16 protein-coding genes are annotated in these 16686 nt (G+C 26.1%); all 16 read right to left on the bottom strand.

All coding sequences use genetic code 4. The annotated features are described in order from the left end of the window. Positions 1 to 10: 10 nt before the first annotated feature. The 16 genes from JTY60_RS00710 to thyA all read right to left on the bottom strand — a co-directional run bounded on the left by JTY60_RS00710 (position 11) and on the right by thyA (position 16685). The gene (locus tag JTY60_RS00710) at positions 11 to 547 is read right to left on the bottom strand and encodes a phosphoribosyltransferase (RefSeq protein ID WP_434414737.1); all 537 of its coding nucleotides are present in this window, start codon (positions 545 to 547) and stop codon (positions 11 to 13) included. A gap of 15 nt (positions 548 to 562) precedes the next feature. Further along, positions 563 to 1477, bottom strand: coding sequence for a tRNA lysidine(34) synthetase TilS (gene tilS, locus JTY60_RS00705; protein ID WP_434414736.1), 915 nt, complete (start codon positions 1475 to 1477; stop codon positions 563 to 565). Continuing rightward, positions 1443 to 2009, bottom strand: coding sequence for an aminoacyl-tRNA hydrolase (gene pth, locus JTY60_RS00700; protein ID WP_434414735.1), 567 nt, complete (start codon positions 2007 to 2009; stop codon positions 1443 to 1445). The genes tilS and pth overlap by 35 nt, the downstream gene beginning before the upstream one ends. Position 2010: 1 nt before the next feature. After that, positions 2011 to 2988: a ribose-phosphate diphosphokinase gene (locus JTY60_RS00695; protein WP_434414734.1), complete on the bottom strand. Its 978-nt coding sequence runs from the start codon at positions 2986 to 2988 to the stop codon at positions 2011 to 2013. Between the two features lie 2 nt (positions 2989 to 2990). Further along, positions 2991 to 3866 (bottom strand): hypothetical protein, encoded by an 876-nt coding sequence (locus tag JTY60_RS00690; RefSeq protein WP_434414733.1) that lies wholly within the window; start codon positions 3864 to 3866, stop codon positions 2991 to 2993. 9 nt (positions 3867 to 3875) lie between these two features. Continuing rightward, positions 3876 to 4751 carry an rRNA adenine N-6-methyltransferase family protein gene (locus JTY60_RS00685; RefSeq protein ID WP_434414732.1) on the bottom strand — a complete coding sequence of 292 codons (876 nt, stop codon included), beginning with the start codon at positions 4749 to 4751 and terminating at the stop codon, positions 3876 to 3878. Continuing rightward, a complete protein-coding gene (locus JTY60_RS00680; RefSeq protein WP_434414731.1) occupies positions 4726 to 5520 on the bottom strand; it encodes a TatD family hydrolase in 795 nt (264 codons plus the stop codon). Before JTY60_RS00680 ends, JTY60_RS00685 begins: the two co-directional genes overlap by 26 nt. A 3-nt stretch (positions 5521 to 5523) precedes the next feature. Beyond that, positions 5524 to 6906, bottom strand: coding sequence for a tRNA uridine-5-carboxymethylaminomethyl(34) synthesis GTPase MnmE (gene mnmE, locus JTY60_RS00675; RefSeq protein ID WP_434414730.1), 1383 nt, complete (start codon positions 6904 to 6906; stop codon positions 5524 to 5526). Between the two features lie 3 nt (positions 6907 to 6909). After that, positions 6910 to 8316 carry a Fe-S cluster assembly protein SufB gene (sufB, locus tag JTY60_RS00670; RefSeq protein WP_434414729.1) on the bottom strand — a complete coding sequence of 469 codons (1407 nt, stop codon included), beginning with the start codon at positions 8314 to 8316 and terminating at the stop codon, positions 6910 to 6912. Further along, positions 8306 to 9088, bottom strand: a complete 783-nt coding sequence (locus JTY60_RS00665) for a SufD family Fe-S cluster assembly protein (RefSeq protein WP_434414728.1) — start codon at positions 9086 to 9088, stop codon at positions 8306 to 8308. Before JTY60_RS00665 ends, sufB begins: the two co-directional genes overlap by 11 nt. Beyond that, positions 9069 to 9872 (bottom strand): Fe-S cluster assembly ATPase SufC, encoded by an 804-nt coding sequence (gene sufC / locus JTY60_RS00660; protein WP_434414727.1) that lies wholly within the window; start codon positions 9870 to 9872, stop codon positions 9069 to 9071. The genes JTY60_RS00665 and sufC overlap by 20 nt, the downstream gene beginning before the upstream one ends. Continuing rightward, positions 9859 to 13458 (bottom strand): pyruvate:ferredoxin (flavodoxin) oxidoreductase, encoded by a 3600-nt coding sequence (gene nifJ, locus JTY60_RS00655; RefSeq protein ID WP_434414726.1) that lies wholly within the window; start codon positions 13456 to 13458, stop codon positions 9859 to 9861. The genes sufC and nifJ overlap by 14 nt, the downstream gene beginning before the upstream one ends. Positions 13459 to 13641: 183 nt before the next feature. Continuing rightward, the gene (gene pnuC / locus JTY60_RS00650) at positions 13642 to 14502 is read right to left on the bottom strand and encodes a nicotinamide riboside transporter PnuC (protein ID WP_434414725.1); all 861 of its coding nucleotides are present in this window, start codon (positions 14500 to 14502) and stop codon (positions 13642 to 13644) included. A gap of 35 nt (positions 14503 to 14537) precedes the next feature. Continuing rightward, complete coding sequence (locus JTY60_RS00645) at positions 14538 to 15218, bottom strand: lysophospholipid acyltransferase family protein (RefSeq protein WP_434414724.1); 681 nt, start codon at positions 15216 to 15218, stop codon at positions 14538 to 14540. A 24-nt stretch (positions 15219 to 15242) separates the two neighbouring features. Further along, on the bottom strand, positions 15243 to 15809 hold the full coding sequence (locus tag JTY60_RS00640) for a dihydrofolate reductase (RefSeq protein WP_434414723.1): 567 nt from the start codon (positions 15807 to 15809) through the stop codon (positions 15243 to 15245). Further along, on the bottom strand, positions 15810 to 16685 hold the full coding sequence (gene thyA, locus JTY60_RS00635; protein WP_434414722.1) for a thymidylate synthase: 876 nt from the start codon (positions 16683 to 16685) through the stop codon (positions 15810 to 15812). Position 16686: the final 1 nt, after the last annotated feature.

Here is a 16686-nt window from a genome sequence, read left to right as displayed (position 1 = left end):
ATATTTTTCGTTAATCAACGTAATAAATGTCTGGTAAGTTGCGGTATTTTTCATCCAAGTCTAACCCATAGCCAAAAATAAATTTATTTTCAATTGTTTTCCCTAAAAAATCAATTTTTAAGAAAGTATTATTGTCAAGATTTTTTCTTAATAATGAAACAATTTTTACATCTTTTGGCTGTTTTGTTTTAATTATGTAATCAGTAACTAACTTTAAACATCATCCAGTATCTACAACATCATCAACAAAAATAACCATTTTATCTTTTACATTGTATTTTAGATCACAAAGCAAATTAAATTCATGGTTACTTATTTTTTTTCTTCCAGAATATGTTGTTAAGTATAAGAAGTCGCAAACAACATCTGGGTGATCAATTTTTTTTAATAAATCTGTGAAAAAAAAGATGCATCCTTTCAATACTCCTACAAAAACAATTGTTTCGTTTTGGTAGTTTTTTAAAAAAAGATTAATTTCGTTGGCAAGATTTGAAATAATTTCTTCAATTTCTTGATTTTTTATAAAAAGATGGGTGGTGTTTTTCATTTATACCTTTTTTAATTAGTTATGGAAGAATCAATTTAAAAAATAAATTTTTTTATTCTTAATAACTAAGTAATGTTTATTTTCTATTATAAAATAAAAATCTCTTAATTTTGATTTTATTGCTTGTTCTGTAAAATTTTTACACTTATTTGTGGTTATTTTTTTTCATAAAAAGGCTTTGCTGTTTTGATAGATAAAATTTTTTATTGAATAAAAGGCTTCTTGTTGGTAAATTTCTTCTAATTCTTGTTTTTCAAGAAACTTTTTATCAGCAAAAGGATTGTCATTATTTTCTATTTCAAAATTTTTTTTAGAAATTTGGGGTAGTTTTTTTCTAATTTGATTTCTTTTGTATATTGGTAGATTGTTTGATTCGTCAACAAAATATTTAATTTTTTTATGATTCAAAAAATTAGTGATTGCATTTTTTTCAATTTCTAAAAGGGGTCTGAAAATTTTAAACTGGTAAAAGTTTGTTATTTTTTTTAGAATAAAGTGGCAATCTTTTTTCGTTTTCATTGCAATATTTTCAGATAAATCATCTTTTTGATGCCCTAAAAAAATGCCCTTTGCTTGAAAACTTTTTAAAATTTTAAAAAAATAATAATAGCGAATGTTTCTTGCAGTTTCTTGAAAATTGGAAGTAATTTTTTTATTGTATGAAAGAATTTTTAGGGTTAACCTGTTTTTTTCGCAAAAAGTTTTTAAGTGACGTTCCTCTTTTTGACAATTTTTTCTTGTATTGTAATTTACATAGCAAACAATTAAATTTTTAAAATTATTTTTTATTAAAAAATGTAACAAAAAGGTGCTATCAGGACCAGTACTTACAGCAACTAAATAAACATCTTCTTTTAAAAATTTTTGAAAATACTTATTAAAATAATAATCAAGATTAGCGATATTTTTGCTTTGCAAGGTCAAATTCATTATTTATAAAATGATCTACAATGTTTTTAATTTCTAAAAAGGGGAAATTATTTTTTATTTCGTCTACGGAACATTTTGAAAGAACTTTATCACAAATTTTTCTTTGATCGGTAAAAATATTTAGCGCACCAATTTTAATTCTTTTAATTTTTTTCGTTTTTAGCCCAGTAATAATATTTTCCATTCCTAAATGATAATTTCCAGAACCATTATCTTTGACAAAAACTTTTCATTTTTTGAGAGTAATATCGTCATAAATTATTAAAATATTTTCAATATGAATTTTATAAAAATTAATTACTGATAACAGAAAAAAAATTGTGTTATTTACATAAGTTAGTGGTTTTGCAAAAATAATTTTTTGATCATTATGAAAAAATTCTCAAATTAAACCATTAAACATTTGCTTTTTATGGTTTAAGTTTAAATTAAATGCTTCTAGTAAATAATCAATGGCAATAAAACCAAAATTATGAATTGTGTTTTCATATTTTGGTCCAATATTTCCAATTCCAACAATTATTTTTATCAAATTAAGAATTTATAATGCTATATTTTTTGTAAATATCACTAATAGAACCATTTTTTGACACAGTTTCTAAAAGTTCTGCCAAAAAATTTTTTACTGAAACAATTTTTAATTTTTCAAAATGTTTATTTTCTGGTAAAAAAATTGTATCTGTCGTAATTACTTCATCAGCAATAGAATTTTGCAAGTTTATAATGCAATCTTTAGAAAATACTGGGTGAGTACAACAAATAATTACCGACTTAGCACCACAGTTTTTTAAGGCCTTTGCACCTTTTATAATGGTGTTCCCAGTATCTATCATATCATCAATCATTAAACAAACTTTATTTTCAACATTCCCCAAAATATTCATAACTTCCATATCATTGACAACATTTCTTCTTTTGTCAATGATTGATAAATTCACATTTAATTCGCTAGCGATCAATCTCGCCCTTTTAACGCCGCCTTGATCTGGTGAAACAACTGTTAACTCTTTATTTTTAATCTCGTTTTGATATTTTTTTACAATATATGACAAAATAATCGGACCAGCTCTTAAATCATCAACTGCAATATCAAAAAAGCCCTGAATTTGAGATGAATGAAGATCAAAAGTTGTTACCCTTTTAACCCCAACTCTTTCAAGTAAATCAGCAATTAATCTGGCAGTTATTGGCTGTCTTCCGTGAGCTTTTCGATCTTGACGTGCATATCCATAATATGGAATTACAGCGTAAATATTTTTAGCGCTTGCTCTTCGCAAACTATCAACAAAAATTAAAAACTCCATGATATTATCATTTGCTGGTGAAGAAAAAGACTGAAAAACAAAGACATCTTTGTTTCTTACTGACTCGCCAATTTCTGTTAAAATTTCACCATCTGCAAACTTTATTGTTTTTGATTTTCCTAAGGGAAAATTTAAAACATCACAAACACTTTTAGCTAAATGTTTTCCATCAGAAAGGCCAAAGACCACAAAATCATTATTGTTCATATTTATTCATTAATTTTTACAGTATTAAATTTAACAACTTCTTCTTCGCCAACTTCAACATTTTTTAAAACACAATTGCTTTCAATTTTGGCATTTTTTTTAATTACAGTTTTGCCCAATAAAGTTACAAAAGGATAGATAATAGCACCTTCTTCGATAACAACATCTCTATCAATTACGACTAATAATGGATTGAAAAAAATTACACCCTTTCTTAAAAATTCCAAAATTTTAAATGATTGAAAACTTTGAAAAATTTTTGGTACTTGCCCTGGATGTAAAATATGTAATGCCAATTGGCCGGGAATATAAAATTCTTTAAAATCAATATTGTATTCAACTAAATTTTTTGCTGTTTGTAAAATTGATTTATCAATTACTTCTGCTGCTACTTCTTTGTTTAAAAATAAAGTATGAGTGAAAATTTCAAATGGTTGATTTGAATAAGGTTGGTTGACATTTTCTGTAGAAAATGAAATAATTTTTCTTTTAGAATCACGGATAATTCTGGCATATCCATCATTTTGTTGCACTTGTGATAAAAATAATAAGCAATTTTTTGTGGTATTTTCAATTTCAGTTTCAGCGTTTTTAACCAATTCCTCTGTGATACCCAAATTATTAGCTTCAAATAAGAAAACATAATCATCTACTAATTGAATATCCTTGACCGATTTTACTCGAATAAAAGTGTCTGGAAAATTATAGTTTTGTAAAACTTCATCTTTATCCAATAATCAAATTTTTTTAAAATCATTTCTCATTAAATTTTCGATAAAAATATCAATTGATTTTTTTTCAATAATTGGTAAAAAATAAGGGTTTAAAGAGGTTTGATTGGAAATTTTGTTAACATATACAATTGCGGTGCGATTCATAAAGTTCCTTTAGTGTTCTAAAAAATAGTAATAACAAGTAAACAAGGATCAAATTTGAAACAAAGTTAATTCTTGTGCTCTTGAATTTTGATTAATTTTAAATAATTCTAACATAAAAATGGCATTTTCTGTGATTCAATCTAAATTATTTATTAAATTGTATAAAAGTTTTTTTCTTCGATTTAAAAATAATTTTTTTAAAAAAAATAAAAATTTTGTTCGATTAACCAAAAAAAAGTTGGTTCTTATCGAAAATTCTGCAAAAATAGAGTCAACTTTTGGCTTTGGAAAAAAATTATTTTTTGAAATTAATGATATTTTTTTTATTTTAAAAAAAATAAAATTTGCATACACAGAGTAATAACTGTATTTTTTTTCATTTATTTTTGCGTTCATTTTATCAAAAACTTCTTTTTGTAATAAAAAAATGTATTTGTCGAAAAGAATCGTTGATTTGGAAAGAGAAATAATAATTTTATTTCCAAGCTTATAAGGCAAATTTGAAAAAAAATAATTATTTGTTGGTAAATAATTATGATCAATTAATTCTTCACACTCTTTAGAAAAAAAGTCGTAATTAAAAATTTTTCCTGGTAGAAGTTTTTCTGTTAATAGAAAAATTTTTTTATTTTTCTCAATTGCTACAAAATTTTTAAAATATTTGGCAAGATATAAAGAAAAAGCCAAAAAGCCACTCCCCAACTCAAAGCAAAATCCAGACTTATCCAAAGGATTTTTTTCTAAATAGGACAATAAAAAATTATTATTTAAAAGAAAATTTTGCCCCTCATTTTTATTTGGAACAAAATTGTTCTCTAAAAATAATTTTTTTAAATAGTTTTTATTAAAAAAATTATTTTTAGATTTTAAATAATTTTTTGGCATTTAATGTAGTAATTTTAATCACTTCTTGAGAGGGAATTTGTTTTAGTTCTGCAATTTTTTTAATTGTTTCTTTTAAATATTTTGACTTATTTAAAAGTCCTCTATAAGGGTGAGGGGAAAGATATGGCCCATCAGTTTCAATTAAAATTTTTTCTAGGGGAATTTGTTTGACAACATCTTGAAGATCTTTGGTGTTTTTAAAAGTAATTTGTCCGGCAAATGAAATATAAAAACCTAGGCCAACAAATTTTTTAGCATATTCTAAATTTCCCGTAAAACAGTGAATAACACCGGTTATTGAGCCATCAAATTTAGCTAAAGTCTGATAAACTTCTCTAAATGCTTCTCTGCAATGAATAATTAATGGTTTTTGAAACTCTTGTGCAAGTTTAATGTGATTTACAAAGGAATCTATTTGAACTTTTTTCGTTTTTTCATCCTTTTTATAGTAGTAATCAAGCCCTGTTTCACCAATTGCGACAACTTTTTCGTTTGAAAGAAAACTTTTAATCCTGTTTCTTGCCTCATCTGTAAATTTCTGTTCTACATATAAAGGATGAATCCCAACACTACAATATAAATGATCGTATTTTAGGGTTGAGTCAATTAGTTTCTCAGCCTCTGATAAATGACAACAAACATTTAAGAAATAAAAAACCCCAGCAGAAACATTCTCCTCAATATAACTTTTAACCGTTATCCCAGCGTTTGTATACTTTTCATCATTTAGATGAACGTGACTATCAAAAATACCTAAATAGCTTTCCATAAATTACTTCCCAACGCAAAATTTTTTAAAAATACTTTCATTTAAATGATCGTCGAATTCCTCTCCTTTAAGTTTTAAAATCATTTTATAAAGATTTAATAAGCTAACTGACAATAAATCAATATTTTGAAGGCAAAAAGGATCGTTTAAAATGTGAATTATTTCTAAGTTAATTTTTTTAAACATTGAGATTTGATTGACTGAGGGATAAACCATTGAAATTTCTTTTTGATCAACTAAATACTTGTTTTTGATAATTAATTTTAATTCTATTAATAAATTTTCAATATTATTTTTTTTGGCAGAAATAAAAATTTTTTTAGACTTAATTATTTTGTCAGTTTCTTTTAAAAATTTATCAAAATTTTTTTTTCTGTCAATTTTATTAATCACAATTAAAAAAGGTTTTTTAAGATTTTCTAATTTTTTAAGATTTTTTAAGGTGAAATTGTTTTTATATTTAAAAACATCGGTTAAAAAAATAATAATATCTGCCTCTTTTAATTTTTTTTTTGCTTTTTTGGTTCCAAGCTGTTCAATTTTTTCATCAGTTTTTCTAATTCCTGCCGTATCAATTAAATTTATTAAAAATTGATCTAAATAAAAAGAATAGTCAATAAAGTCCCTTGTAGTTCCAGAAATATTTGAGACAATCGCCTTATCTTCCTTGGCAACCCGATTTAAAAGAAGTGATTTTCCGACATTTGGTTCACCAAAAATTACAACATTAATTCCTTGGTAGATTTTTTGAGTTTTTTTGGAAAAAAAAATAATTTTTTTGACGATTTTTTGAATTTTTTCTAAAAGATTGCTGACTTCTTCAAAAAAAACTTCTTGAAACTCGTTATATTCAGGAAAATCAATCATAACTTCAATTCTAGAAATTACTTCCAGTAATCAATTTTTTAGTTCGTTTAGTTTAGATTCACTTTTTGGATTAAAAAACTGAAGCGAATTTTGATATTCATAGGAGCTTTTGGCGTGAATAACAGCATTAATTGCTTCAGCTTTAATTAAATCTATTTTTTGATTAATGACAGCTCTTTTTGAAAATTCACCATTTTGAGCCATTCTGGCGCCATAAAGACAAATTGTTTGTAAAAGTTTTTCAACAATAAAGTAGCCTCCATGACAAATAATTTCAATTAAATCTTCTCCGGTAAAGGACTTCGGTTTTTGATAAAAAAGTACCACCGTTTCATCAATTATTTGATTGTTTTCATCGTATAGGGGAAAAAATTGATAATAGTTTTGTTTCTTTGAAACTTTTTTTTTGGCAAGTTTTTCAAAAATATCATAGCAATCATTGCCAGATATTCTAATAATTGCTAGAGCTGATGGGTTTATACTTGTTGCTGGAGCAACAATGGTATCAAAAAAATTCATCCTTTAAGTAATCAAAATTTTTAATAATTGATTTAATTCAACAGCGTATTCCATGGGCAAACTTTCTTGAAAGTTGGAAATGAACCCCATAACAATCATTTGTACCGCTTTTTCTCTAGGAATGCCGCGACTTTTAAAATAATTAATTTCTTCTTCCTTTATTTTGCTAATTGAAGCTTCGTGTTCTAAATAAGAAGAATTATTTAAAACTTGATTCCATGGTAAAGTTTTTGATTTACTTTTATTATCCAATAAAAGCGTGTCGCAAACCACATTACTATAAGAGTTTAAGGCATTTTTATCAATAAAGACCATTCCTCTATAAATTGAAGTTCCTCCATTTATAGCAATGGTTTTTGATATTATTTCACTTTTAGTATTTTTTCCTAAGTGAATCATTTTAGAGCCAGTATCTTGAGTGATTTTTTTACTATCTGCAAAAGCAATTGATATCGTTCTTCCAAATGAATTATCACCTTTTAGAATGCATGAGGGGTATTTCATCGTAACCATCGAGCCAATATTACCGTCAATTCATTCCATTTTTCCACCTTCTTCAACTAATGCTCTTTTAGTTACAAGATTAAAAACATTTTTGCTTCAATTTTGAATTGTTGTATACTTTACTTTAGCGTTTTTTTTGACAATAATTTCAACAACTGCAGAATGTAACGAATTTTTTGTGTAAAAAGGTGCGGTACATCCTTCAATATAATGAACTGATGAATTTTCATCAGCAATAATTAAAGTTCTTTCAAATTGACCAAAAGATCTTGTATTCATACGAAAATATGATTGTAATGGTTTATCCAGTTTAACGTTTTTTGGAACATAAATAAAAGATCCCCCACTTCAAACAGAAGTATTTAAGGCAGCGTATTTGTTGTCATGAAAATTAATCACTTTACCAAAAAATTCTTTAAAGTATTCTGGATGTTTTTTTAAGGCTGTGTCAGTATCTAAAAAAATCACCCCTTTATCTTCAACCTCTTTTAGTAATTTGTGGTAAACAACTTCACTTTCATATTGGGTTGAAACACCAGAAAGTCATTTTTGTTCAGCTTCTAAAATTCCTAACTTATTAAAAGTTGATTTAATTGATTTTGGAACTTTTGTTCATTTATCAACAACTTTTTCGGTTGCTTTTACAAAATATTTATAATTTTTAAAATCATTATTTTTAATTGAAGTTGCCCATCATGGCTCTTCTTGTGACAAAAATTTTTTAAAAGACTGTTTTCTTAAATTTAGCATTCACTCAGGTTCTTGTTTAATTTTTGAAATTTGAATAATTTTTTCTTCTGAAATACCAAAATTTAAACTAAAAAAATTTTTTTCTTTATTTACAAAATCAAATTTTTTTTTAGAATCTTTAATTTCTTTTAAAATTTCATAATTTTTAGGTGACATTTAAGTAAAAGTTATTGTAAAAAATTGTTTCTAGGTTAATTTCATTTATTTCTTTTAAAAAAGAAATAACAATACTTTTAAAAATTAAATTTGAAGCGCTTTTTTTATCAATTCCTTTAGAAAAAAAATAATGATATAAATCTAAAGAAACATCCCCGATCATACAACCATGTTTTGAATAATTTTCAAAGTTATTAATATCTAAAATGGGCAAATTTTTAATATTACTATCTTGAGTCAAATTAAATGATTTCATATCTTGAAATAGATCGCAATTAATAAATCGCTTTTTTACTCTAGAAATACAAATTACTGATAATCTATCTTTATTATAGCAGAAATTTATAATGTTAACCTTACTTTTAGTCTCGTTTCCTAAATGGTCGACAAAAAAATAAAAGTCATTGACAGTATTTTTTGATAAATACAAAAAATTTACCAAAATGTCTGATTTTTTTTTTAAAAAAAATTTAAAGTTGATTTTTTGATGATTGCTATTTTTTGAAAAAATAAAAAAGCGAATGTTTTTGCAGTTTTCACAAAAAAAATCAAAAGTTTTGGAAATAAAAATTTTTTCTTCAAAAACAATAAAAATTTTTAAATCGCTGCAATTTTTAAAAATTATTTTGTGATAAAAATCTGAAAGAAAAAAATTAAAAAAAAGTGCCTCTTTGTTGAGATTTTTAATAATTTTTGAAGAAAAATAAAAAATAGAATCTTTAAATAAAAATTCTTTGGTGTATTTTTCTAAATTATTTTTTGTTGCTAGCACAAATTAATAAGCTATCTCTTTCATCATCTTCAATTTTTAAAATTTTATGTTTTTTATAAATCCAATCATAGCCATATGTTGCTATTTTTTCAATTAATGCCTTGTCTTTTGAAGATTCAACAATGGTTCCATTAACCATTACATGAACAAAATCTGGATCTAAATAGCGATAAATTGACTCATAATGTGAAACTAAGATAACACAAATTTTTTTATCTTTAGCAATTTTTTGGAGATATTTTGAGATTTTTTTAATACCATCAATATCTAATCCAGAATCAAATTCATCAATTAAAGCAATTTTTGGTGAAATGCAATAAAGTTGTAAAATTTCAAATTTTTTTCGCTCGCCACCACTAAAATTTTCATTAGTTTTTTTTAATAAATTAAAATCAAAATTTAATTCTTTGCAGCCCGTAGTAATTTTTTGATATAAGTCGTAAAATTCAATTTTTTTACCGTTAATACTTTCAATCATTAATTGTAAAAAATCCAAACAATTCACAGCATGCATTAAAAGAGGGTTTTGCCAACATAAAAAAATGCCTTTTTTGGTTATTTCTTCAGTTGAAAGATTAGTAATGTTTAAATTTTCAAAAATTATCTCACCTTCTTTTTGATAAGATGAATCGTTAATTAAGGATTTTAAAAAAGTTGATTTACCATTACCATTAGGTCCAATGATGACATGAACTTCTGATGGATTGAAGTTAATTGAAAGATTATTAATAATTTTTTTTGAATTATTATTGGTAAAAACGGATAAGTTATTAACCTTTAACATTTAATTTTTCAAAAATCAATTTTTTTTCCGTTGCATTGTCAAAAAGTTGTTCATTAAATTCTCGATTAGCAAAATAATTTAATTCGTTTCATGCGTCAATATGATATTTTTTGAGCATTATAAAAAGATTTGAAAAAAGCTCTGGTTTCTTTTCTGAAATAATTGAAAATCTTCTTTGTTTGTTTAAAAAGTCGTAAAGTAGTGAAAAATCAGGTTTTTTATAGTCTAAAATTAAGGGATTTTTATTAACTTTTAATAAATCTGGGTTGTATCTAAAGATTGGTCAATATCCAGATTTTACGGCAAGTCTTTCAATTTCTTGATGCATACGCATACCACCCTTAATGCCATGAGCAATACAAGGTGAGTATGCAATAATAATTGAAGGTCCGTCAAAATTTTCTGCTTCAATAAAAGTTTTTATGGCTTGATTTGGATTCATACCCATAGCAATTTGACCAACATAAACATTTTTATAAGTCATCAGCATTCTTGCTAGATCTTTTCGATTTGTTTTTTTACCACCAATTGAAAGCCCAGCAGATGCCGTAATATCTGTAGATTTTGAGGCTTGTCCTCCAGTATTTGAATAAACTTGCGTATCTAATACTAAAATATTGATATCTTTTCCAGATGCCATTACATGATCTAATCCAGAGAAGCCAATATCATAAGATCAACCGTCCCCGCCAACCAATCAAAGCGATTTACGGACTAAATAATCCTTGTATTGGTATAATTCTTTAATTTTTAAGTTTTTTGATGTGTATGCTTCTTTTAAAATAATCGCTTTTAATTCTCTTTGACGGTCACGATTATTTCTGTCAACTGTTAAAAACTCATTTAAAACATCGCAGAAATCTTTGTTAATGCTCTCATCATTAATACAAGACATGATTAAATTTCTCAATTTTGTTTCATAAACGTCTAATGATAGGCGCATTCCAAAACCAAATTCTGCATTATCTTCAAAGAGTGAGTTTGCTCAAGATGGACCTTCATTGTCTTTGTCAGTTGCAAATGGAGAATATGGAAAAGAACCTCCATATATTGAAGTACATCCAGTACCATTAGCAATAATCATATCTTTTCCAAAAAGCATTGTCAACATTTTGTAATATGGTGCTTCACCACATCCAGCACATGCTCCATGATTTTCGATATATGGATATAAAAATCCAAAGCCTTTAAAAGAATTTATTGAAAAAACTTTTTTAACTTCAGTTTTTTTATAAAGGTATTCAGTTAATTCTCGATCTTTATTAACTCTTTCCTTAATTGGGGTCATTTTCAAGGCACCAACTGGACATTCTGTGGCACAAAGAGCACATCCAACACAATCTTCTGCATTAACTTGAATTCGAAATTGATACTTTGGAGCTCCAATTGCATCTAAAGTTTTGAATTCTTTAGGTGCGTTTTTAATTTCTAAATCATCTAACAAAAAGGCTCTAATTGTAGCATGCGGACAAACAACAGCACATCTATTACACTGAATACACTTTTCTGGAATTCAAGTTGGAACATTTTCTGCAATTTTTCTTTCAATTTTAAAAGTAACATCATTTCGCATTGTACCATCTAAAGTAGCAAAATCTTTGTGAGCTAAAAATTTGGATACTGGTAGCTCGTAACCTTGTAAGTTATCAATTTTTCTCACAAAATCATCAACATATGAATCATTAGTTTTTTTTGAAGTAATTGGCTGAAATTCTAAAGTTTTTCATTCTTCTAAAACTTTAATTTTAGTCATTTTTTTATAACCAAGGTCGATAGCTTGATAATTAATTTCAACAATATCTCGACCTTTTTTTCCATATGCTTTTTCGCAATACTTTTTCATTAAAACAATTGCTTTTTCAAAAGGGACAACTTTTGATAATAACTTAAAGTATGCAGACTGCATAATTGTAGAAATTCTTCCTGGAATTCCAATTTTATTGGCAATCTTATTGGCATCAATGATGTAGAAACTAATTTTTTTTTGGGCTAAAAGTTTTTTTACTCTATTTGGAAGAATCGTAATAATTTCGTCTTTACTAAAAGAAGTGTTTAATAAAAAAACACCATTTTTATTTAATTTTTCAATTAGTGGATACTGAAATAGATAATTATCTTTGGTACAAACCAAAATATCAGCGTTTTTTATGTAGTAAGTAGATTTTATTGGAACATCTGAAAATCTTAAAAAGCTACGAGTTAGTCCTCCAGCTTTTCTAGAGTCATATGCAAAATATGCTTGAGTGAAAAGGTCTGAAATTTCAGAGACAATTTTTATTGTTGATTTATTTGCAGAAATAGTACCGTCAGATCCAATTCCATAAAAAATTGTTTTTTGAGCTTTTTTTTCAACTTTTGTTTCATAACTATCATCATAGTCTAATGAAAGATGGGTAAGATCATCATTAATTCCAATTGTAAATTCATCTTTAATTGTTTTATTTTTCAACATTGAAAAAACAGCTTTAATTTGAGCTGGATTGGTATCTTTTGAAGACAGTCCATATCTGCCGTTAGCAATTTTAATTTTTTTGTGATTTTTTAAGGCACAAACAACATCTAAATATAATGGTTCACCAGTAGCGCCTTGTTCTTTTGTTCGATTTAGTACGGCAATTGAAGTAACTGATTTTGGTAAAACACTAATAAATGTTTCCGTGTCAAATGGTCGGTAAAGATAAACTTTAACAAGACCAATTTTTTGACCTTTTAAATCGTCAATTGTTTCTTCAATTGTTTCTGTAACTGAACCCATAGCAACAATTACATGTTTTGCATCTTTATGGCCGTAATATGTAAATGTATCGTAATTTTTTCCAGTTAGATCATTAATTTGTTTAAAATATTTTTTAGCAACTTTAATAACATTGTTAAAATGTAAATTTTGTGCTTCTAAACCTTGAAAATAAGTGTCATCGTTTTCTGCAGAACCCCTGGTTACTGGATTATCAGAAGATAATTTTCTTTTTCTGAACTCTTCAACTTTTTCTAAATCAATAAAGGTTGAAAGTTCTTCCTTTGATAAAAGATTAATTTTGTTGATTTCATGGGATGTTCTAAGACCATCAAAAAAATGAACTACTGGAACACTAGCACTAATCGCAATAGCATGAGCAATTGGTGTTATAAAAGCACAATCTTGTACCGAGTGTGAACACAAAAGGATAACCCCGGTTTGACGAACTGCGTAAATATCTTGGTGATCCCCAAAAATTGAAAGTGACTTAGAAGCGATTGCTCTAGCAGCGACATGGATTACTGCTGGTAATAATTCACCTTTTCACTTATAAATATTTGGAATCATCAAAAGTAGTCCTTGAGATGCTGTAAAAGTTGTCGCAAATGAACCGGCTTGTAATGCGCCATGAACACCTCCAGCAGCACCCCCCTCTGATTGAAACTCAAAAACATTTACTTTGTTACCAAAAAAATTAGTTTTGTTGGCGTTTGCCATGGCATCAACTGTCTCTGCCATTGGAGTTGAAGGGCTTATTGGAAAAATACAAGCAACTTCAGAAAAATAATAAGCAATATCTGCAACAACAGCGTTACCATCAACAGATGCGACAATAAAATTTTTTTTCATTTTTTCCTTAAAAAATTCTTTAAATTTTGTAAAAACTTAAAAAAAGTTAAATAATATAAGTTGTATAAATTATTTTATCTTAAAAATCTAAAACTTAAATATTTTTAAATGAAAAAATAATAAAAAAAGCATCTATTTTAATAGATGCCTTGGTAAAAATTAAAAATTTTTAAAAAAAATATTTTAACTTTTTTTTCTTCTTGCCTCAATCATTGGTAAAATATTTCATCTAAAAATACCATAAGCTGCAAGAATTACAAAAATTGTTGTCATAATAATTACGTTGAAGTCGTAAGAATCGGCTCAACCAACACTTGGAGGAATAATAGCTGAAAGCATCATTCCAATGTCAGCAATTAATCAAGTAAGCATTGTAAAGTTTTTTCTTCTAAGTTGTACTACTTGTCCTGTCATTAGTAAACAACTAGTAATAGCATCAAAAATTGCTTTTGAAAGATCCTTGCTATTACTATAATCTATTTTTGATCCTGCTAGTTGATTAATTCATTTGAATTCATAGAATGCGAAGAAGGCAACAATAATAAAAAATCCAAGAAATAAAAGGGTCTCTTTTCATTCAAATGGTGTCGTTTTAACTTCTGCAACATTAGAGTTCATATTTCTTTTTCAAATAAAAAGTCCAGCGATGCTACAAGGTAGAAAAAAGAACATTTGGATCTGAAAAATTGCTCAAAGTCCTATGCTAGCACAATATAAAGCATATATTGGAATGTAAATATAAGATCAATAAAAGGTAGAAATTTTTTTCTTTGTTACAAGACCAACAGTAATAACTCCAGCGATAGTTCCAAAACCATTAAGTATTTTACACACTTGTTTGAAAAGAGTTAAACTTGGATCGATAAATTCAAATTTTCCAGTTTTAAAATTGAAAAAAGAATTAAAAATAGCAACTAACACTAAAAGCAACAACAAGATCTTAATAGGCAAGGAAAAACTCTTAAGATCGTCTTTAATAACAACAAATTCATTTTTTACTTTATGTCAAAAAGAAGGTTTATTTTTTGTTATTGAGGTAATCATACATCATTATAAAACAAAAAATTTATAATTATAAATTACAAGCTAGACTTAATAATATCGGCGACATTATTTGCAAATTTTTCTGAATCCAAAGTTAAATATTCTCTTGAATAAATTGGTTTGTGAAAATGTAAAATAATTTTTTTGGTTCTTCTAAAAATTGAAAGTGAGGTGTCATATGAATTTAAAATTGTTACTGGAACCACTGGGGCTAGGGTTTTTTTAGCAATTAACACTCATCCATAATGAAATTTATTCATTTCTTTTTTTCTAGATCTAGTACCCTCTGGAAAAATAACCAAATCTAATTTTTGATCGATAATTTTGAATGAAGCCTCGGTAATGGCTCTAAGTTTTGAAGCATGATCATCTCGATCTACAAAAACAGGATCAATAATTTTACAAAAATTTCCAAGAAACCCTTTGCTTAGTTCAATTTTTGCAATAACAGTAAATGGTCGGTTTTTGAATACTTTTGCAAATGATAAACAATCAAAAAATGACTGATGATTAAAAATAAAAATACAGGCTCTATCGTTAATATTGTCAAAGTTTTTTAGTTCGTATTTTACTTTAAATCCAAAACACAAAAATCTTATAATTTTTAAAAAATATTTTTGACGATACCAAACATTATATTTTTCGTTAAATTCTTTATTTTTATTAATTTTTTTTGCTTTAATTAACTTAAATGGTCATAGAATAAAAGAGTACAAAAATAAAAATCAAATACGCATTTTTTAATTTTTTTCCTTAGTTTTTTTAATAAAATGATAATTTATAAATTCTTCGCAAGTAATTCTATCCTCTTTTAATTCAAAAAAACGTTTGTTATTAAAGACATTATTTAAAAATTTAAAGTATTTGTCACACAAATAAAATTTTTTAATAATTGAAATAAAAATTTCATCACAAAATGGAAAAAATAAATTAAAGACTTCTTCCCCACCAATAACACATATATTTTTGTTTTTTTGCTGATAAAAACTAACAAAATTAGAAAAATTAAAGGTGTTGTTTTTTTTATATTCTATCTGAGTTATTTTTTTACAAGAAACTTTTTCATCAAATTTTAAAAAGTATACATTTTCATCATTTGAATAATTTTCTTTGTTGCTTAAAACAATATTTTTTCTTTTTTTTAAAGGAAAAGGTAAAGAATCAAAAGTTTTTCTTCCCATAAGAACGTTTGGGAATTTTAAAGTAATTTTTTTAAAAATTTCCATTTCACTTTTAATATTTCATGGAAGAGAATTTTTATATCCAATGCCCCCGTCTTGGGTACATGCAAGTACTAAAATAATCAATTAAACGCTTATTTCCCCCACAAGTTTTTCGTGAGAATTGTAATTTAATAATAAAAAATCTGTTTCTTCAATGTCATCTAAATTTTTAAATTTCTTGGTTATTTTTACTTGAGGTAAAGAAAAAGGCAATTTTTTAAGTTGCTTTTTTAAAATTTCTAAATGATTATTGTAAATATGACAATTGCCCATCGAATAAATAAAATTTCTTGGTTTTAAATCACAAATATTGGCAACAATTAAAAGTAAAAGGCAATAACTTGCAATATTAAAGGGAACACCTAAAAATACATCGCAACTTCTTTGATATAAAAGTAAGTCGATGTTGCCGTTAATTACATTAAACTGAAAGAGCACATGGCAAGGATATAAAAGCATTTCATCCAACTCATCAACATTTCAAGAAGAAACTAATAGCCTTCTAGAAGAGGGATTTTTTTTAATTTCTTTAATAATATTTTCTAGTTGATCAATATTATTTTTGCCTCATTTTCTTCATTGTTTTCCATAAAGTGGACCTATATCGCCTCATTTTTGAGCAAAATCAGAATTATTTTTTATTTGAAAAATAAATTCTTCAAATGATAATTTTTTTTGATCATTAGAACTTTTTAAGTAGTGATCGTATGGTCACTCATTTCAAATATTTACTTTTTTATCAATTAATTCTTTAATGTTTGTGTTCCCTTTTAAAAATCATAAAAGTTCTCTTAAAATTGTCTTAAAGGGCATTTTTTTCGTAGTTAATAAGGGAAAACCTTGATTTAAATCAAATTTCATAAAATAACCAAAAATGGATTTACAACCAGTTTTTGTTCTGTCAACAAAATCTTCACCAGAAATTAAAATTTTATTACATAGTTCCAAATATTGTTTCATA

Origin of the sequence: symbiont of Argiope bruennichi (assembly GCF_051094275.1) — a bacterium.
GTDB lineage: Bacteria > Bacillota_I > Bacilli_A > Mycoplasmatales > SG1.
The sequence above is the reverse complement of the archived record's forward strand: the minus strand, read 5'-3'. Positions and strand labels throughout refer to the sequence as shown.